This is a genomic window from Sulfurovum sp. XGS-02 (assembly GCF_023213175.1).
Classification (GTDB): domain Bacteria; phylum Campylobacterota; class Campylobacteria; order Campylobacterales; family Sulfurovaceae; genus Sulfurovum.
In genome coordinates, this window is sequence record NZ_CP093312.1 from 1 (window position 1) to 20,021 (window position 20,021).

Sequence of the window (20,021 nt, forward strand, 5' to 3'; positions counted from 1 at the left end):
TAAGTTATTCACATTGAGAATTTTAACTCTTAAAAATTGTGAAAAATTATTCACACATTTAAAAATATCAAAGGCAAAAACGGATGAATGTAGGACAAAAAGTACTTTTTGAACTGAAAAAAGAGATCACTGAAGTAGAGTATGAACGATATATTAAAAATCTTACCTATGATACCAAACGTTCCCGGAGTAATATTGCCTATTTCAATGCTCCCAATATGATCATTGCAAAATGGATCAAAAGTAAATATACGGATAAACTGATGCATCTTTTTGAACTTCAGAACGAAATAAAACCTGAAATAGAGATCACCGTAGGTAAACAAAAAGAACAACGTTCCACACCAGCCGCAAAACAGACAAGCGAAAAAAGTCAGTCAAAAAGTACCTATCTCAACCCCTCTTTGACCTTCGAAAGTTTTATTGTAGGAGACTCCAACCAGTTTGCTTATACGACAGCGAAATCCGTAGCAGAAAAGCCCGGTAAACTCTATAACCCCCTTTTTCTCTACGGGGGTGTTGGATTGGGTAAGACCCACCTGCTTCAAGCCATAGGTAACTATCATATAGACCTGGGTAAAACCGTCATCTATACGACGCTGGAACAGTTCATGAACTCATTTACTTCACATCTTCGTTCTCAGACGATGGACAGATTTAGAGACAAATTCAGAGAGTGTGATCTTCTGCTTATAGACGATATACAGTTCCTAAGCAGAAAAGAGCAGACACAAGAGGAGTTTTTTCACACCTTTAACGAGCTCTATAACAATAATAAACAGATCGTAATTACTTCAGACAGACAACCCAATAAGATCGCCGGACTTGTCGACAGACTGAGAACCCGTTTTGAGATGGGACTCATGGCGGATATACAGCCACCGGGACTGGAGACCAAAATCGCCATTATCCAGAAAAAATGTGAACTTGACGGTATCACACTGGATAATGAAATCGTCAATTATATCGCTACACATATGGGTGACAATATACGTGAGATAGAAGGAACCATTATCAAACTCAATGCACTTTCTTCTATGCTAAACCAGGAAATAACCCTTGATTTCGCACAAAACGCCATCAAGGATCAGCTCAAAGAGAAAAAAGAAAATATTACGATAGATGAAATCGTAAAAATTATTTCAAAAGAGCTCAATATCAAACCTTCTGATATGAAATCGAAAAAACGTACCAAAAATGTGGTCAACGCAAGAAGAATTGCGATCTATTTAGCCAGAAATCTTACACCAAACTCTATGCCTCAGATCGCTGTATATTTTGGAATGAAAGACCATACAGCTATTTCACATGCGATGAAAAAAATCAATGAGATCATAGAAAGTGATGAGAATTTTAAAGTAATTTTAGAGGAGCTCTCAAACAAAGTAAATACACATACGCAAAATGAGCCGCTCTAAACAATATTTCATCATAGAAAACTTGAATAAAAAAAAGATATAATTTTAAAAGTGAATAAATGTGAATGTTGAAAAAGAGTTAGACATTCGCTTAAATAACGGTCACACAAGCAATAAAGTAGTTTTTCACATATTCATGTCACACTACTACTACCTACTAATTTTATTAAATATAAGGAGAGTCAATGAAGATAAGAGCACAAAAACAGATTATAGAATCTATACTCATTAATTTACAGCCTTTTTTAGAAAAAAAAGACGCAAGTCAAATTACCTCACATATATTGTTTACCACACAAGACAATAAATGTATTGTTAAAGCTACAGATTCTGAAATAGGTTTACAAATTGTTACTGATAATATTAGTATAGAAGCAGAAGGAGCTTTTACTGCACATGGTAAAAAACTTCTAGATATTATACGTATACTCAAAGATGATGACATTACGTTAGAAATTTTAGACAATACACTGATTATCAAACAAAAAAATTCTAAATTCAAACTTCCTACATTTGATGCCAACTCTTATCCATCATTCCCTAACATCAATGATAAACCTCAAATTTCTCTTGATTCTCTAAATTTGATTCAAAATCTTAAAAAGATCTCTCCTGCAATTGATACAAACAACCCAAAGTTTGAGCTCAACGGTGCTTTGATCAATATAAAAAATGACGGTACAGATTTGGTAGGTACAGATACCAGAAGATTGGCCATTGCAACCATACCGGGTAATAATAACGAAGCACTCTCTTTAATTGTCCCTAAAAAAGCTATTTTGGAAATCCAAAAACTTTTTTTAGACCAGATCGATATCTACTTTGATGAAACCAATCTTATTATTTCAAATGAAAATTACTATTTTTATACAAGATTGATCAATGGGAAATTCCCGGATTATGAACGTATCATTCCGGCTACAACAAAACACCAGATCACACTTCCTAAAAAAGAGATGGTTGATGCAATAAAAATGATCACCACAATTTCACAAGAGATCAAAATGACACTTTTATCTGATACTATTATTTTTAATTCGTTAAGTGCTGATAATGTAGAAGCAAAAACAGAAGTGGAACTCAATACTGGTTTAAATGATAAATTTGAACTCTCATTCAACAGTAAATATATTTTGGATTTTATTTCACAAGTCAATAAAAATGAATTTACTATTGAATTCAATGAACCGTCACTGCCATTTATTGTCAAAGACGATAATTTTATTACAATCATCATGCCGATCGTGGCATAAAAGGAAAAGCGTTATATGAGTGAAAATAAAACAAAATATATTTTTGTTACAGGTGGTGTACTTTCATCTTTAGGAAAAGGTATTACTGCTGCAAGTATAGGTACATTACTGAAGCATACAGGGCAACGTGTAGGCGTATTGAAACTTGACCCCTATATCAATGTTGACCCCGGTACCATGTCCCCATTGGAACATGGTGAGGTTTTTGTGACCAAAGACGGTGCAGAAACAGATCTCGACCTAGGTCATTATGAACGATTTTTAGATACATCGTTGACACAGAACAATAACTTTACTACAGGTCTTGTCTATAAAACAGTCATTGAAAATGAACGTAAAGGAAAGTACCTTGGTAAAACGATCCAAGTGGTTCCCCATATTGTCAATGAAATTAAAGATCGTATCGTAAAGGCAGGTGAAAATAAAGATATTCTCATCGTGGAACTGGGCGGTACGACAGGAGATATTGAAGGTTTACCGTTTTTAGAGACAATCAGACAGATGAAACATGAATTTGGTAAAACGCAGGTGATGAATATCCATGTGACCCTTTTACCTTATATCAAGGCTGCTGGAGAACTGAAGACAAAACCGACTCAGCACTCTGTACAGGAGCTTAGACGTATAGGTATTGCACCGCATATGTTAGTACTCCGTGCTGAAGTACCAGTTTCAACTGAAATCAAACGTAAAATAGCCTACTCTTGTGATGTAGATGAGGATTCCGTGATAGTTGCTGCTGATGCACCTACTATCTATCAAGTACCTTTGAACTTTTTGGATCAGGATATACTTACACCTATCTGTAAACAGTTGGATCTTGAGAACTGTAATCCCAATATGGATAAATGGAGGGATCTGGTACATAAGATCATCATGCCTAGTGACAGTATGAAAATCGCGTTCGTAGGTAAATATCTGGATCTTAAAGAGTCTTACAAGTCTTTAACAGAAGCCCTCATACATGCAGGTGCCCATCTTGATACGAAAGTGGAGATCAAATGGGTGGACAGTGAGAAGGTTGAAGATGACGGTGCCCAAAAGTACCTGAGTGACTGTGACGGTATTTTGGTTGCAGGCGGTTTTGGCGGACGCGGTGTAGAAGGTAAAATCCAAGCCATCCAATATGCAAGAGAAAATAAAATACCGTTTTTAGGTATCTGTCTTGGTATGCAGTTGGCAATGGTAGAATATGCCAGAAACGTACTCGGTATCAAAGATGCAACTTCTGTAGAATTTGACGAAAATACGCCAAACCCTATTATCTATCTTATCGATGAATTCATAGATGCGAGCGGTTCAAAACAGGTAAGAACGACCACATCACCAATGGGTGGTACCATGCGTCTTGGTGAATATGAATGTGAAACAAAAGAGGGGTCAAATCTTAGAGCGGCATATGATTCTAAAATCATTTATGAAAGACATAGACACCGCTATGAAGCAAATCCGAAATACAGGGAAGCATTGGAAGCAAAAGGTATGGAAATCACAGGTGAATCTGACGGATTGATAGAAGCAGTGGAAGTGAAAGATCATCCTTGGTTCTTAGGTGTACAATTCCACCCGGAATTTACTTCTAGACTTCAAAATGCCAATCCTTCGATCTTGGCTTTTGTCAATGCAGCCATGCAAAATAAAAAATAGATGGTTAAACCATTAACACTTACAAAGTTAGAGACACTTTTAAATCTGCGCTTTGAAGAGGGTTTCCTCTCTTTGAGGGATCTTCCCCAACCCTCCCTATTTAAAGATATGGACAGAGCAACGGAGCGTATCGTTTCTGCTATCCAAAACAGAGAAAAAATAACCATTATAGGTGATTATGATGTAGATGGTGTCACCTCTACGACTTTGATGAAACTCTTTTTCGATGAGATTGAGTATCCAGTAGAGTGGATCATACCCAACCGTTTTAGAGACGGGTATGGGCTCTCTGCAAATATTATACCCCGTATCGTTGGCACTGACCTGGCACTGACAGTAGATAATGGTATCTCTGCGGTGTATGCAGCTCAACTCTGTAAAGAGGAGGGTATAGATCTTATTATTACAGATCACCACCTCTTGGCACCCGAAATACCGGAAGCCTATGCGATCATAAATCAAAAACAAGAGTCGTGTACCTTTCCTTATGAAGATGTGTGTGGTGCTCAAATTGCCTGGTATCTTATCGCTTCATTGAAAAATGCACTCGATATTAAAATTGATATGATGGCATATATGGAATTGGTCTCCATCGCTATTATTGCAGATATGATGCCGTTAAAACATATTAACAGGGCGATGGTCCTTTCAGGGATAAACGCACTCAACAGGAGTAAACGTCCTGCGATCAGGGCCTTTCTTGAACAGAGTCAAAAAGAGACGATCACATCAGAAGATATAGGATTTTTTCTTGCACCCTTACTGAACAGTGCAGGACGGATGGAGGATGCCTCCTTTGCTGTAGATTTTTTAACTTCGACCAATATTTATGATGCCAGAGTAAGACTGGAGAGACTTATAGAATTTAATACACTTAGAAAAGCCACGGAACATGATATTACACAAAAAGCAATGTCTCAGGTCAAAGATGACGATGAAGTATCAATTGTAGTTGGCGAATCGTGGCATGAAGGGGTGGTAGGTATCGTAGCTGCAAGGGTAGCACGGGCATGTGAAAAACCTTGTATTATACTTACCCAAAGTGAAGAGGGATTACTAAAAGGGAGTGGTAGAAGTTTTGGAGCATGTGATCTCTTTGCTATCGTAGATAGTGCTAGAGTGCATCTGGAGAAGTTTGGAGGGCATCAGGCGGCCATTGGGCTTTCTTTAAAAGAAGAGAACTTAGAAACCTTTAGAGCAGAGGTACAGAGATATTTTGTTGAAGACAGTTCTCTTAAAGAGGAGACCGATCCGGAAATAGTTGGGGATTTACATTTTGCTGCGATCTCTTTTGAGTTGACATCTCTTATGAAGAAGTATGAACCTTACGGACAGGGAAATACCACACCAAAGTTTATCAGCACCAACGTCGAGATCCTTCAGGCTGATACTATGGGCAAAGAGGGAGAACATTTACGTTTTTCTTTTGCTCAAGATGGTATCGTGATGCAGGGTGTGAAGTTTAAAACAGATGAGAGTTTCGAAGCAGGGCAAAAAGCAGATATTACCTATACAGTGAATGAGAATCATTTCAGAGGCAAGGTAACATTGCAGCTGATGGTTGATAAAATCATCCTATGATATTTGATTTTCTATGGGGAATGGATAGTATTTTAGATCATAAAAAACGTTAAAACAGATGGAGTGTATTCAAAAAGGAAATTACAATAAAAAAAATTGTAATGTATCTGTTTTAACGCCCATAGATTACTATGGATAAAATAGTATAACCTATATCATTCAATAAGTTATGATGTTTTTGTCTATTTATTAATCAATTAAAATGTTGTGAGATGAACCTAAGGCAAAGCCTTAGGTGTAAAATGAAGAGAGAATTAGATTGGTAAAACTCTGATGTTTTCGTCCAGTTTCTCTTTTAAGATATTTTCTATAGCGAAAAGTGTACCTGTACTTGAACTTGCACAACCAGAACACGCACCTAAATAACGGATATAAATGTCAAAGTTCGCACCGTTCTCTTTGATGTCAAGGATCTCCATATCACCGCCATCCATTACAAGCATTTGTCTGATATTTTCATCGACTACTTTATCTACTGCTTTGATACGCTGAACGATAGTCATCTTAGCAAAATCAGCACCGGCACCACCTTCATTACCGAGTGTTGCACCCGCAGCCATTTTTTCTTTTTCATACTCCTCTAACAGGTCTACAAGATAGACATCTTTCTCTTCGTGTCCGCCAGGCTTGATACATGATTTACAAAATGCACCCGCTTTTGTGTAATCTGTGATCTGTTCAACGGTTGTAAGGTCATTAAGACGGATCACCTCTTTGAGTGTAGAGAGTGTGACACGTGCACATTCACATACGATCACTTCTTGTTCAAAACTATCGATATCTACACCTTTGTATTGTGCAGCAGCTTTTTTGATCACATCATAAGCCATTACCGAACAGTGCATTTTTTGCGGTGGTACTGCCGGTGTATCCGGTTCATCACGCATTGCTTTTTCAACATCGATATTTGTGATCTTTACAGCTTCATCAACTGTTTTTCCTTTACAAAGCTCTGCCATTGTATCAGAAGAGGCAATCGCTGTACCACAACCAAAACTTTTGAACTTAGATTCAAGAATTTTGTCTGTCTCCGGATCTACTGCCCAGTAGAGTCTTACGGCATCGCCACAGCTCTCTGCACCGAAGTCAGCAACGATGAGTTTTGCACCCATCTCTTTGGCTTGTTCTTCTGTGATCTCACCCATGTTTTGTGGGTTATTCATTAAATCTGTTACTTTATTGCTGTACTCATCCCAGATGGTACCGCCTACTAAACTATCTATACCCATTTTTATATCCTTTATTAAATTTTATCTATTAATGGTGATGAGCGTCTAATCCACTCTCATGACCCTCTGGTGCGTATGCATATGAACTTGAGATACCTCTAAGTCTTATGACAGCTGCTTTAACTACCTTAAGTGTGTAGTCTATCTCATCTTGTGTCGTATAACGACTCAGTGAAAAACGGATAGCTGTATGTGCTAGATCTTCTGCTGCACCGATAGCTTCCATGACCGAGTTTGCTTCTAGGTCTTCACTTGCACAGGCTGAACCTGTACTTGCACCGATACCTGCACGGCTGAGATCCCATAACATTGATTCACCTTCGATACCTCTAAATGAGATAAGGATGGTATTTGGTGTTCTCTTTTCTCTTGGTGTGACAACGAATGTGTCTTCTATTTTGAGGAGTTCATCTTCAAAATTGTCTCTCATTTTTCTGATCTCTGACATTTCATAGTCAAGTGCATCGATCGCCTGTTCCATGGCTTTACCCATACCTACGATACCAGGTACATTGAGCGTACCTGAACGGTATCCACCCATTTGTGAACCACCATGAAGTAGAGGCATAAGCTCTTTGCCTTTTTTCATATACAAGGCCCCTACACCTTTAGGTCCGTGGAATTTATGTGCCGAGAATGTCAGGTAATCTACGTTAAATGACTGTACATCTACAGGTATCTTCCCTATAGCCTGTACGGCATCTGTATGAAAAGGTACATTGTGTTTTTTACAGATCGCACCTATTTCTTGTACTGGAAAGATCGCACCTGTTTCATTGTTCGCCCACATCACCGATACAAGAGCAGTTTTATCCGTAATGCTGTCCTCTACACTCTGTGCATCGATAAGTCCCTCATGGTTGATAGGAAGATAGGTGACCTTGCATCCCATACTCTCAATAAACTTTGCAGTAGCAATGACAGAAGGGTGCTCCACCTCAGAGACGATAATATGGTTCTTTTTACCTGTCAGGATCTGATCAAAATAGATGCTTTTAAGTACCCAGTTATTACTCTCAGTTGCACAAGAGGTGATGATCACAGAATCCTCTCTGGGAGAATTGATACCCGCATAGATTCTTTCCATACCGGCTTTGATACCAGGGTGTGTGTCACTTGCAAATATATGTAATGAGTTTGGATTACCATATTTTTGTACAAAATAAGGTTCCATCTCAGCGAAGACCTGAGGGTCAACGATCGTTGTTGCATTATTGTCTAAATAGACCTTCATTCGTTTCTCCTTTGAATTGAACAGATCCATTCAATTTCATTTAATTTTTATTTGTAATGATACTCATTTTAATTAAGACTATTTTAGTCCTAATTAGTTTTACGCATGATACGGTGTTATTCTTAAATTAAGATAAATTTTTAAGCTAAAGAGGAGAGTTTTACTCTGATTTATAGTGTTTTTACCTGATCACTATCAAAGTGAGTCTAAAAGGGGGAGGGTATCTTATGGAATCTATCTGTAAGTCATAAGGCCCAAATACGGACAGTGTCCGTATAGTTTAAAAATTTGAAGGGGTAGGTGTATTGATAAGATTATAAAATTCATTTCTGGTACGTTCATCACTTTTAAAGAGACCACGCAGTGCAGAACTGACTGTGGTGGAGTTGATCTTTTGTACCCCTCTCATCTCCATGCACATATGGCGTGCATGTACGACTACAGCCACACCTTTAGGTTTGATCGTTTCGGAAATCGCATCTGCAATCTGTTCGGTCATTTGTTCTTGTATCTGCAGACGTCTGGCATAGACATTGACGATGCGAGGGATCTTGGAGAGACCCACGACTTTGCCGTCAGGTATGTATGCCACATGGGCACGTCCTATAATAGGAAGCATGTGATGTTCACACATAGAATAAAACTCTATATCACGTACCAGTACCATCTCATCATTACTTGTGCTGAAGAGTGCTTGGTTCAGTATCTCCTTTGGGTCTTGCTGATACCCTTCTGTAAGAAACTGGAGTGCTTTGGCTACACGGCTGGGTGTTTTTACTAAACCTTCCCGTGTAGGGTCTTCTCCCAAAAGTTCAAGGACTTTGGTTACAGCCTGTTCAAATTCTTCTTCTTTATTCATTATCGTACCTAATCAGATATTTTTCACATTGTAGCTAAAAACAATTTAACAATCTTCTCATCTACCTTGGAGATAGCGAGTTTTTCTATCTCATCTACAGTAAAATAGCCAGACTTTTCAGGAGAGTTCTCATAATAGAGATAGACTTTACAGTTGAGCTTAAAGTGTGTATAGGCATGGGTGACCTCACCCAGATACTCAGAGGCACACTCCGGACTCTCCACAGATTCAAAACCCCAGAGGCCATGCAGGAATTTACCCTCTCTTTGTCTCAGTGAGAGTTTATTATCATAGATACGGATAAGAATATTCTCTTCTCTGATAGGTACCACACGTTTCTTTTTTGCAGGATAGCGTTCAGGATATTCTTTTCCTTTACAGATATTGCCAAGAGGACAGATCTCACATTTGGGATTTCTAGGCAGACAGATGGTTGCCCCTATATCCATCATCGCTTGGTTATAGTCGAAAGAATTTATTTTGTCTACCAGGCGGTAAGCGATCTCCCATAGTCTTTTCTCGGTGGGTGTGATGATTTGGTGCAGACGGCAAAGTATACGTTTTACATTGGCTTCCATAATGGGGACAGGTTGGTTAAAGGCAAAGGCAGCGACGGCATGGGCAGTATTTTTACCGATACCCGGAAGTTTGATGAGCTCCTCTATATCATTTGGAAGCGTCTCTACAAGCGTCGCGGTCTTGTGTAAATTTTTGGCGCGATTGTAATAGCCAAGCCCTTCCCACATCTTCAATACATCATCCAGAGGTGCCTCGCCTAAACTTTTAAGGGTAGGAAAACGTTCAATAAAAGGGATGTAGTATCTCTCCAATACGGTTTTGACCTGTGTCTGCTGAAGCATTACTTCTGAGAGGTAGATATAATAGGCTTCCTTTGTGTTGCGCCAGGGCAGGTCCAGTCGTCCGTTTTGTCGGTACCACGCTTGGATGGTTTGGTGGGTTTTTCTATACATGATGGGATTATAGCATGTGTTGCTTTGTAGACGTAGAATCAAGATGAAAGTCAAAGAGTATATGGGCAAAAATTGTATGAAGTAGCGTTTATTTTATGGTTAATGACATATTAATACAATTTTTATTACCATAAGAGATTCTATTGAACACTATAAGGAAGACGTATGAAATTAAAGAGAGTGATACTGGCATTTTTGATGCTTGTTGGACTGGCACAGGCGGATGTGCATTCAAACAAGTCAGAGACAAAATTAACTGCAGAGCTTTGGGGGAATGAAGGTAATCAGGCAGTCCAGATGGATGCGTTGATCAAAAAGATCAATACCATTGGTTATTCTGTTGTACAAGCGAACAGAAATATAGAGGTGCATTGGCAAAACATGTTTAATGAGAAGACTTTAGAGATGATCTCTTTCTATGGTCTTGTAAATATCGAAGCATTGAGACCGCTTTTGCTTAAAAACCCCGATTTTGGTGCGTATGCTCCTTTCAACTTCTTTGGTTATAAAACACTTGCCAAAGATGATAACAACACCTGGTACGGACACCTTGCTTCGGATACTATGTTGGATATCATCGGCGAGAAAGATGCAGAGACAAGAAAAGCATTTACAGATATGGTAGGTTCTTTTGATGCATTGGTAGAGAAAGAGATGAAGCCCACAAAAACCAAAAGATTTGAACATACGAAGCCGTTACCGAAAGTTGGATTGACAAGAATGGTGAAAAAGTTTGAAAGAACAGATGATATGGAAACATTTGTTGAAGATTTTGTTATGGACCATGACGGACGTTTCTCTCAACATCATTTTGTTATTGCCGGATTCATTGATTTTAAATTTGAATATGCCGATATGGAGATGGAATTTGACAAATATGATGCGTACTGGGTCTCTATGCTTTGTCACTTTGAATTCTCAAATTCTATCTTTAACAGAGGTATGCCTCAAGCAGGTATGTTCGCACCTTGTTCAGTCTATTTCTATGTTCCTAAGGGAAGCAATGAACTTCATGTAGGATATGCATCTGTGGACAACTGGATCAATGCACTCGACTTTAAAGACCAGAAACGTATTGATCACATGCGGGCGATCGATGCAGAAGTGGTTGAAACCTTTAAAGAGATGGGCTTTGAAGTCGTAACCCTTGGTAAAGACTAGCGGTTACAGTAAAACTAATCAAATAAGAAAAAGGAAATAGATGAAATTTACCAAAATGGCATTAGCATTCTTATTGGCACTGGCTACCGCACAGGCTGAAAGTACTAAATTGGATATCAGTGCACCTGCACCGGAAGTATTAAGCACGTATTATGCTGCAAAAGCACAAGATGCCAAGCAGGTGCAGTCAAAACTGAAAGCCAGCGGATTTACTATTTTGGCTGTGACCATACCGGTCAAAGGTTCAACGGTGATCACAGTGACCAATGAAGAGCTCAAAGCAACAAACACTTGGCTGGCAACACTCAATGTACTTGTGAATGAAAAAGAGGTGCGTATACAGAATCCATCCTATTTTGGTGCAGCCTACCTTCAGGATAAATATACCTATGGACAGTTTTCAGCTACACTCAAAGCATTTCAAAAAGCACTGGGTGACCTTTATACGGTAGAAGATGAGTTTAAACTTGAAAAACTTCCTCATTACCAGTTTATGATGGGTATGGCCCATGTTGAAGATACAATCGAAGTAGGTGAGGGTGAAGATCTGGAAACAAAGCTCAAAGAGAATAAATATGTAGCTTACAGCCTTAAACTTCCTGATGGATCCACACTTGTCGGGCACAACCTAAGAAGCCGGACCAATAAATTTCTTCTTAAAATAGATTCAGCGCATAATGCACTTATCCTGCCGTACAGAAGTATGATAAAAGAGGGAAAAGCGGTGATGCTGGACCCGAAATATTATTTGGCGGTTTCTCTTCCTCTTTTAAGTATGACAGAGTTTATGAGAATCGCTTCTGCTCCAGGTAATATAGAAAAAGATATCAAAAGAACCTACAAATAGTATGACTTTTTGGCTCCCCAGAATCACTCTGGAGAGCTGTTTTATCAACCTCTTTTCCTCCTTTCATTTTAACGCTTATTGGTATTTCAACATTATTTCGATAAAATCACGTAATTATATATAAAGGAATGTAGTGAAAGTTACAGTAAACAAAGTAGACGACGCAAATATTATCGTAAGCGGTACTATAGAGAACAGTGCTGTTGAAGAGAACATTAACAAGATGGCAGTTCAAGCCGGTAAAGAGATGAAAGTAGATGGCTTCAGAAAAGGTAAAGTACCTCCACACGTAGTGAAACAAATGCATGGTGACAAACTTGCTCAGGATGCTGAGGGTGAAGTACTCAGAGAGCTTATTGATGCGGGTATGAAAGAAGCGGGTATCAACCCTGCAGATATGCTCGGTCAGCCTACCTTTAAAAAGTATGACAAAACAGATGCGGGTATCGACGTTGAGGTAGAGATCTCTACTAGACCGGTATTTGAAGCAGAAGGCCATATGGATGTACTTCCTGCCTTTGAGAGACCAACGGCATCTGAAAAAGAAGTTGAAGAAAAACTGAATGAGATCGCAGCTCAGCAAGCACCTTATACAAAGATCAAAAGAAAACGTATGGTAAGAGACGGTGACATGGTCGTGATCGACTTTGAAGGTTTTGTTGACGGTGTAGCATTTGACGGCGGTAAAGCTGAGAAGTTCAGCCTTAAGATCGGTTCTGGACAATTCATCCCAGGATTTGAAGAACAGATCATCGGTATGAAGTATGATGAAGAGAAAACGATCACTGTGACTTTCCCTGAAGCGTACCAGTCAAAAGATTTGGCAGGAAAAGAAGCAGAGTTCAAAGTAAAACTTCACGAAATTCAAGAGCAGGTACCAGCAGAGCTTAACGATGAGCTGGCACAAAAACTTCTTCAAGGCGAAGAGAATGCAACACTAGAAATGTTGACGGACAGAGTAAGAACACAGATCGAGTCAACAGAAATTTCAAAACTCTATAATGAAGATCTTAAACCGAAATTGGTTGAAGCATTGGTAGAGAAATTCGACTTTGCATTGCCGAACAATATCGTTGAACAAGAGATCGATGCAAAGATCAATGCAAAAGCAAGAGAGATGAGCGAAGAGGAGCTTAACTCTTTTAAAGACAATCCTGAGAAGATCGAAGCACTTCGTGAAGAAGTAAGAGCAGATGCAGTAGCTTCTGTAAAAGCGACATTTATCGTAGATGCATTGGCTAAAAAAGAAGATGTATCTGTAGATGACCAAGAGGTATCACAAGCGATCTACTATGAAGCGATGATGAGTGGCCAAGATCCGCAAGAAGTGATCAAATACTATCAAGAGAACAATCTTCTTCCTGCAGTGAAGATGGGTATGATCGAAGACAAACTCTTTGGTAAGATGCTAGGTTTAGATAAATAACACACGCAAACAAATAGCAACGAAAGTTGTTATTTGTTCTGTTAACCTATAGAGTGTATAGTTGAGTGGATAAAAAATCTATTTAACTATATATTATTAAAGGAAAAAGATGAGTTATATTCCATACGTTGTAGAACAGACCGGTAGAGGTGAAAGATCTTACGATATCTATTCACGGTTGCTTAAGGATCGTATCATTATGCTAAGTGGTGAGGTCAATGATCAAGTGGCTTCGACCGTGGTGGCACAACTTCTTTTTCTTGAAGCACAAGATCCGGATAAAGATATTTACTTTTACATCAACTCTCCGGGGGGTGTGATCACCTCAGGACTTTCTATGTATGACACGATGAACTATATCAAACCTGACATTGTCACGATCTGTATAGGACAGGCAGCATCTATGGGTGCTTTTTTGCTCTCTTCGGGGACAAAGGGTAAACGTTATGCGCTCCCGCATGCACGTATTATGATCCACCAGCCTTCAGGTGGTGCACAGGGGCAGTCAACAGATATTCAGATACAGGCACAAGAGATACAAAGACTCAAAGATACACTTAACGAGATCTTGGCAGAACAGACAGGGAAAACAGCGAAACGTATCGAAAAAGATACGGAGAGAGATAACTTTATGTCGTCGAGAGAAGCACTGGAGTACGGACTTATAGACAAAGTACTTACAAAAAGTTTCACATAATAGAGACGGTGTATGGTTAGAGAAATAGTAGTATACCCGGATAAAAGGCTCAAACTTGTCTCAAAAGAGGTAGAGTCTTTTGATGGTGCATTGCATGATCTTCTTGATGACATGTATGATACGATGCGTGCCCGTAACGGAGTAGGTCTTGCTGCCATTCAAGTGGGTATTGATATACGCGCACTGATCATCAACATCCCTTTAGAGGGGGCAGACGGTGAACATGACCAGCCTAGAGAAAATACGCTGGAGATGATCAACCCTGTGATCCTTGAAAAAGACGGTTCAGAAAAATTTCAAGAAGGGTGCCTCTCTGTTCCGGGTATCTATGAAGAAGTTGAACGTGCAAAACATGTGAAAGTAGCGTATCTTGACAGAGAGGGCAATAAGCATGAGATAGAAGATAATGATTTTCTTGCCATTGCCATACAGCACGAGATAGACCATCTGGACGGAAAAGTATTCATTGAAAAACTCTCTTTTACGAAAAGAAAGAAATTCGAAAAAGAGTGGAAACGAAGATTAAAAGAGGCATAAGCCAAGGCCAAATACTCTGGCCTTTCCTCTTTACACTCCCTGCATGATCATGGCATCTGCCACACGTTGAAATCCTAAGATATTTGCAGCAGAGACAAGGTCCATATCGAGGTTATACTCATCGCATGTCTGCTTGAGGTCACTGTAGATATTGGACATAATGTCTTTGAGTCTTTTATCTACTTTTTCAAATGAGAGATAGTTCAATGAACTGTTTTGGCTCATCTCCAACACAGAGACAGCCACACCGCCGGCATTGGCTGCTTTGGCTGGTCCAAAAAGAATATTGTGCTCTTCAAAAAGAGCGATCGCTTCAGGCGTGGTAGGCATATTTGCGCCTTCTGCAACGATCTTCACATCATTCTCTATGAGCAGTTTTGCAGAGTTTTCGCCCAATTCATTCTGTGTGGCACAGGGAAATGCGGCAAAACAAGGGATACCCCATACAAAGCTGCACCCCTCATTATAGCTTTCTCTTTTCACATAGGTGGCTTTTTTCCTCTCCAATGCATAATATTCCAGCGAGGCCCTTCTCTCCAGCTTTATTTTTTTTAAAAGTTCAATATCTATACCGTTACTGTCATGTATCGCACCTTTGGAATCCGAACAGGTGACAGGAATGGCACCGATCTCATAGAGTTTTTCTATCGCATGGATCGCAACATTACCGCTACCGCTGATCGTACATATCTTACCTTTGAGTGTTTCTCCCATATCCTCCAGTAAGGTCTGTGTGAAATAGATAAGCCCATAGCCTGTCGCCTCGGTACGTCCCAAACTTCCGCCTAGGGAGAGGGGCTTGGAGGTGATGATACTGTCGTAAGAGTTGGTGAGCTGTTTGTATTGTCCAAACAGATAGCCTACTTCTCTGGATCCTACACCTATATCTCCACCCAGGATATCGATATCGGCACCGATACTGTTATAAAAAGCAGACATAAATGCTTGACAAAACTTCATGATCTCTTTATCGCTTTTATCTTTAGGGTCAAAATCGGCTCCGCCTTTTGCACCTCCTATATGAAGACCGGTGATCGCATTTTTAAAGATCTGTTCAAAAGCAAGAAATTTCAGGATATCCGGATTGACCGAAGGATGAAAACGTACCCCGCCTTTGTAGGGACCTAAAGCATTGTTAAATTGAATTCTGTACCCGTTATTGACATGGATGATATTGTCATCATCCATCCACTCTATTTTAAAGTGGATCTCTCTGTTGGGGACCATGATACGGTCGATGATATTTTGGTGGAGATATTCGGGATGTTTTTCTATCAGCGGTTGTATCGTATCAAGCACCTCTTTCAGTGCTTGAAGAAAAATGGTGTCACTTTTACAGTTACTGCTTTCGGCACGCATCAATGCTTGCTCAATATACTCCATAAACTTCCTTTGTGTGTATGTGAATCAAATTATATTACAATTTGTCATATTTTTAAACTTTTTTTCAAATTTAGTGCATCATGGATGTATGAATGCAAAAATAGATAGTGGTACTCCACCCCGAAAACAACAGAACCAAGGCAAAGAAAAAGCCAAAAAAGAGGTGATAGTGAACAGATTGACCTGTGCGACACTTGAGGGTGTGAATGCACAGGTGATAGAAGTGGAAGCGACATTTACAAAGGGACTTCCGGGATTTACAGTGGTGGGTTTGGCCAGCAGTGACATTCAAGAGGCCAAAGAGAGAACAAAGTCTGCACTGCTTACCAATGATTTTGTATTCCCACCGCTGAAAATCACAATCAATCTGAGCCCATCAGACCTGAAGAAGTCAGGGACACATCTGGATCTGGCTATGGCATTGCTCATTGCTATGCATAAAACAGAGGTCGAGGAGGAGGGACTTTTTGTCTTTGGTGAACTGGGATTGGACGGAAAGGTGAAAACAAGTTCCATGCTCTTCCCTCTGGTCCTCTCCCTAAAGGAGCAAGGCTTGATCAAACGGGCCATTGTGCCAAAAGAGTCCATTCCATACTTGAGTCATATCTCAGGCGTAGATTTCATTGCTGTGGATTCATTGAACGAAGCCATAGAGATCTTGAAGGGCAAGCATTTCAAAGCAAATGTACAGGCATTTTCCTGCAAATCTGAAACTTTCAGAGTGAAAGAGACCTCTTACTATTATGAAAAAAATATGAGAGTGATTTTAGTGATGTCAAAGGGCAGTCCATCGCCAAGAGAGCTTCGCTCATAGCAGCAGGAATGCACAATTTTTTGATGGAAGGAAATCCGGGATGCGGAAAGAGTATGATAGCCAAACGCATCAAAGATATTCTGCCTCCGCTCTTTGAGGAAGAGATACTCTCCATAGCCAAACATCAGTTTTTAGATGGGATGGTACCAAGTTTTTCAGCCCTGCGCCCGATACGCTCTCCCCATCACACTGCCACCTCTGCATCTATTTTCGGTGGAGGTTCCTCTGTAGCCAAGATAGGAGAGGTAGCATTGGCACATAAAGGGATACTCTTCTTTGATGAACTACCCCATTTTTCAAAAGCAGTCCTTGAAGCCCTTAGAGAGCCTTTGCAAGACAGAAAAGTATATATAGCAAGGGTCAATGCTAAGATCGAGTATGAAGCAGATATCATGTTCGTGGCAGCGCAAAACCCCTGTCCCTGCGGAAATCTGCTCTCCAAGAGTAAATCCTGCAGATGTTCGGAACCGGAGATCAAACGCTACCAGAACAAACTTTCCGATCCGTTTTTGGACAGGATAGATCTCTTTGTTGTGATGCAAGAAGTGAATAGTGAGGATAGAGGTGATATCACCTCGGCCCAGATGCACAAAGAGGTGCTTAAAGCATTTAAGATGCAAAAAGAACGGGGACAGGAACGCCTCAATGGCAAATTGCGTGAAGAGGAGATAGAAGCGTACTGTATCTTGGACAGTGAGGCTTTACGTATATTAGAGGGTGCGATACTGCGCTTTGCACTCTCCCATCGCTCAATTGCCTCGATCAAAAAAGTAGGGCGTACCATTGCTGATCTCCATGGGCATGAGAGGATAGAGAGAGCTGATATGCTCGAAGCGTTGAGTTATCGAAAGAGGAGATAAAAAATTGATCCGTTCAGTATTAAAATACCGAACAGACCGCTTTAGTAATGATAAATCCACCGATGACAAGCCATGCGAACATTGCTGATGCGGTATAGACAGGTGCGAGTCCAAGTCCTTTGAATTTCGCAAAACGTGTTCCCATACCCAGGGCAGTCATCGCCATTGTAAGGAGGAACGTATCGATCTCGTTGATCAGGCTTACAATATCCGTAGGCACAAGATGCAGTGAGTTGAAACCTGCAACACCGATAAAGTAGACAGCAAACCAAGGGATCACCAGTTTCACTTTTTCACCTGCACCACCCTCTTTTTTAGCACTATAGCTTAGATAGATACCAAGGATGATCAACATTGGAGCGATCATAATGACTCTTGTCATCTTTACGATCACAGCCGCATCTGCCATCTCTTTAGGTGAACCCGGTACGGAAGCAGGTACCGCAACCACCTGAGCCACTTCATGGATTGTACCACCGACATAGATACCAAACTCTTTTGCTGTCATATGCAAAAATCCAGCAGCAGGCTCAATGATCGCTGTATAGAGTACCGGGTAGAGGAACATTGAGATCGTACCGAAAAGTACAACCATCGATACCGCAATAGCAGCTTTATACTCTTCTGACTTCAGTACAGGTTCTGTTGCCAATACAGCTGCCGCACCACATACCGATGCACCTGAAGCGGTAAGCATAGAAGTATCTTTCTCCATACCGAAGATCTTATGTCCCAGCCATGTACCGAGGATAAATGTAGAAGCCAGCATGATAAGAGAAACTAGGAATCCTGCCATACCTACATCGATGATCTCTTGAAAAGTCAGTCGGAAACCATAGAATACGATTGCAAAACGAAGGATCTTTTTGGCTGAGAAAGTGATCCCTCCCTGCCACTCTTCTGGCGTCTGGTTATGCAAAGTGTTGGCATAAAATATTCCTATGACGATACCGATCACGAGCGGTGAGATACCCAATGCTTGGACAGCAGGGAAATCCGAGATAAATGTTGCAGCCGCAGCGAAGATAGCGACAAATATAATACCGCTCATCGTACCCTTACGATTTTGTGGTGAAAATGGCATAAATATCCTTTAATTCAAAATTATTGATAACATTCTCAGAATTCTACTATAATTTTGATATAATTTACAAACTATTTTGTAATTAATAATAAAAATCAATTCTAAAGAAGAGAAAAAGATATGAAATTAACACTTAGACAAATGGAGATCTTCCTCAATGTTGTGGTCTCTGGACATTTGACGAATGTTGCTAAAGATATGAAGCTCAGCCAATCAGCAATCTCTATGTCCATTAAAGAACTGGAAAATATTTTGGGCCGGCCTGTGTTTGACCGGATCAATAAAAAACTTGTGTTGAATGAAGTGGGACGTGCTTTTTACAAAGAGATAGATCCTATCTTTAAAAAGCTTTCAGACATTGAGTATGAATTTAAGAATTCAGAGAATAAGGGGATGATCCGTGTAGGAGCCAGTACCACGATCGTAGATTATTTGATGCCTGCGATTATCTGCAGTTATATGAGTTCTTACCCTGATGTTAAGATCACGCTCAAAGAGGGGAACACAAAAGAGATCGCAGATATGATCAAAGAGGGGACGATCGATATAGGTTTTGTCGAAGGGCTTGTTCCAGGCTCAGAGATCGTCAAAGAGAAAATAGGGGTAGATGAACTGGTTGTTGTGACTGCAAATGAGGAGCTCTGCAAACCATGTAAAATAGATGAACTGGAACAAAAAAGATGGGTACTTAGAGAAGAGGGTTCTGGTACAAGAGAGGTCTTTTTGGGGTACATTAAAGAGAAGGTGGATAATTTAAATATTTTCCTGGAATTGGGACATACAGAATCCATTAAAAGTATTCTGATGAACGGTGAATGTTTGACCTGTATCTCTAAGATCTCAGTGAAAAATGAACTTGAGGAGGGGAAACTATGTAGAATTCCTGTAGAAAACTTTGAGTGTAAAAGAGATTTCCTGATGATCTATCATAAGGACAAGTATCATAGTTCACTGTTTGAAAAGTTTGTCTTCTTCTCTCGAAAACTGATGATGCAGATGATAGAGGGGCAAAAAGCCTAG

General features: G+C 39.9%; 16 protein-coding genes and 1 pseudogene. 11 read left to right on the plus strand and 6 right to left on the minus strand.

The window, feature by feature from the left end:
- The first annotated feature begins 83 nt into the window (after positions 1–83).
- The 4 genes from dnaA to recJ all read left to right on the plus strand — a co-directional run bounded on the left by dnaA (position 84) and on the right by recJ (position 5,899).
- The gene (gene dnaA / locus MN086_RS00005) at positions 84–1,418 is read left to right on the plus strand and encodes a chromosomal replication initiator protein DnaA (RefSeq protein WP_248576026.1); all 1,335 of its coding nucleotides are present in this window, start codon (positions 84–86) and stop codon (positions 1,416–1,418) included.
- Positions 1,419–1,603: 185 nt separating this feature from the next.
- Positions 1,604–2,671, plus strand: a complete 1,068-nt coding sequence (gene dnaN / locus MN086_RS00010) for a DNA polymerase III subunit beta (protein WP_248576027.1) — start codon at positions 1,604–1,606, stop codon at positions 2,669–2,671.
- Between the two features lie 15 nt (positions 2,672–2,686).
- Positions 2,687–4,318, plus strand: a complete 1,632-nt coding sequence (locus tag MN086_RS00015) for a CTP synthase (protein ID WP_248576028.1) — start codon at positions 2,687–2,689, stop codon at positions 4,316–4,318.
- A complete protein-coding gene (recJ, locus tag MN086_RS00020) occupies positions 4,319–5,899 on the plus strand; it encodes a single-stranded-DNA-specific exonuclease RecJ (RefSeq protein ID WP_248576029.1) in 1,581 nt (526 codons plus the stop codon). It begins immediately after the preceding gene.
- 254 nt (positions 5,900–6,153) lie between these two features.
- Here recJ and MN086_RS00025 read toward each other — a convergent pair whose 3' ends face one another.
- From MN086_RS00025 to MN086_RS00040, 4 genes are all read right to left on the minus strand, one after another.
- The gene (locus tag MN086_RS00025; protein ID WP_248576030.1) at positions 6,154–7,128 is read right to left on the minus strand and encodes an iron-sulfur cluster assembly scaffold protein; all 975 of its coding nucleotides are present in this window, start codon (positions 7,126–7,128) and stop codon (positions 6,154–6,156) included.
- 28 nt (positions 7,129–7,156) lie between these two features.
- Entirely contained in the window at positions 7,157–8,362 is a 1,206-nt protein-coding gene (locus MN086_RS00030; protein ID WP_248576031.1) for a NifS family cysteine desulfurase, read from the minus strand.
- 280 nt (positions 8,363–8,642) lie between these two features.
- A complete protein-coding gene (gene folE, locus MN086_RS00035) occupies positions 8,643–9,221 on the minus strand; it encodes a GTP cyclohydrolase I FolE (RefSeq protein WP_248576032.1) in 579 nt (192 codons plus the stop codon).
- Positions 9,222–9,244: 23 nt separating this feature from the next.
- The gene (locus MN086_RS00040) at positions 9,245–10,192 is read right to left on the minus strand and encodes an A/G-specific adenine glycosylase (RefSeq protein WP_248576033.1); all 948 of its coding nucleotides are present in this window, start codon (positions 10,190–10,192) and stop codon (positions 9,245–9,247) included.
- Between the two features lie 165 nt (positions 10,193–10,357).
- On the opposite strand from MN086_RS00040, the gene MN086_RS00045 reads away from it, so the two are divergent.
- The 5 genes from MN086_RS00045 to def all read left to right on the plus strand — a co-directional run bounded on the left by MN086_RS00045 (position 10,358) and on the right by def (position 14,860).
- A complete protein-coding gene (locus MN086_RS00045; RefSeq protein ID WP_248576034.1) occupies positions 10,358–11,353 on the plus strand; it encodes a hypothetical protein in 996 nt (331 codons plus the stop codon).
- A 40-nt stretch (positions 11,354–11,393) separates the two neighbouring features.
- A complete protein-coding gene (locus MN086_RS00050; RefSeq protein WP_248576035.1) occupies positions 11,394–12,200 on the plus strand; it encodes a hypothetical protein in 807 nt (268 codons plus the stop codon).
- 133 nt (positions 12,201–12,333) lie between these two features.
- Positions 12,334–13,626, plus strand: a complete 1,293-nt coding sequence (tig, locus tag MN086_RS00055) for a trigger factor (protein ID WP_248576036.1) — start codon at positions 12,334–12,336, stop codon at positions 13,624–13,626.
- 109 nt (positions 13,627–13,735) lie between these two features.
- A complete protein-coding gene (gene clpP / locus MN086_RS00060; RefSeq protein WP_248576037.1) occupies positions 13,736–14,323 on the plus strand; it encodes an ATP-dependent Clp endopeptidase proteolytic subunit ClpP in 588 nt (195 codons plus the stop codon).
- A gap of 12 nt (positions 14,324–14,335) precedes the next feature.
- Positions 14,336–14,860 (plus strand): peptide deformylase, encoded by a 525-nt coding sequence (def, locus tag MN086_RS00065; protein WP_248576038.1) that lies wholly within the window; start codon positions 14,336–14,338, stop codon positions 14,858–14,860.
- A 30-nt stretch (positions 14,861–14,890) separates the two neighbouring features.
- Here def and gdhA read toward each other — a convergent pair whose 3' ends face one another.
- Positions 14,891–16,243, minus strand: a complete 1,353-nt coding sequence (gene gdhA / locus MN086_RS00070; protein ID WP_248576039.1) for an NADP-specific glutamate dehydrogenase — start codon at positions 16,241–16,243, stop codon at positions 14,891–14,893.
- A 166-nt stretch (positions 16,244–16,409) separates the two neighbouring features.
- On the opposite strand from gdhA, the pseudogene MN086_RS00075 reads away from it, so the two are divergent.
- A pseudogene (locus MN086_RS00075) lies at positions 16,410–17,917 on the plus strand (YifB family Mg chelatase-like AAA ATPase).
- A gap of 19 nt (positions 17,918–17,936) precedes the next feature.
- On the opposite strand, the gene MN086_RS00080 reads toward MN086_RS00075, so the two are convergent.
- Positions 17,937–19,001 carry a YeiH family protein gene (locus tag MN086_RS00080; protein WP_248576040.1) on the minus strand — a complete coding sequence of 355 codons (1,065 nt, stop codon included), beginning with the start codon at positions 18,999–19,001 and terminating at the stop codon, positions 17,937–17,939.
- Positions 19,002–19,121: 120 nt separating this feature from the next.
- On the opposite strand from MN086_RS00080, the gene MN086_RS00085 reads away from it, so the two are divergent.
- Positions 19,122–20,021, plus strand: coding sequence for a LysR family transcriptional regulator (locus tag MN086_RS00085; RefSeq protein ID WP_248576041.1), 900 nt, complete (start codon positions 19,122–19,124; stop codon positions 20,019–20,021).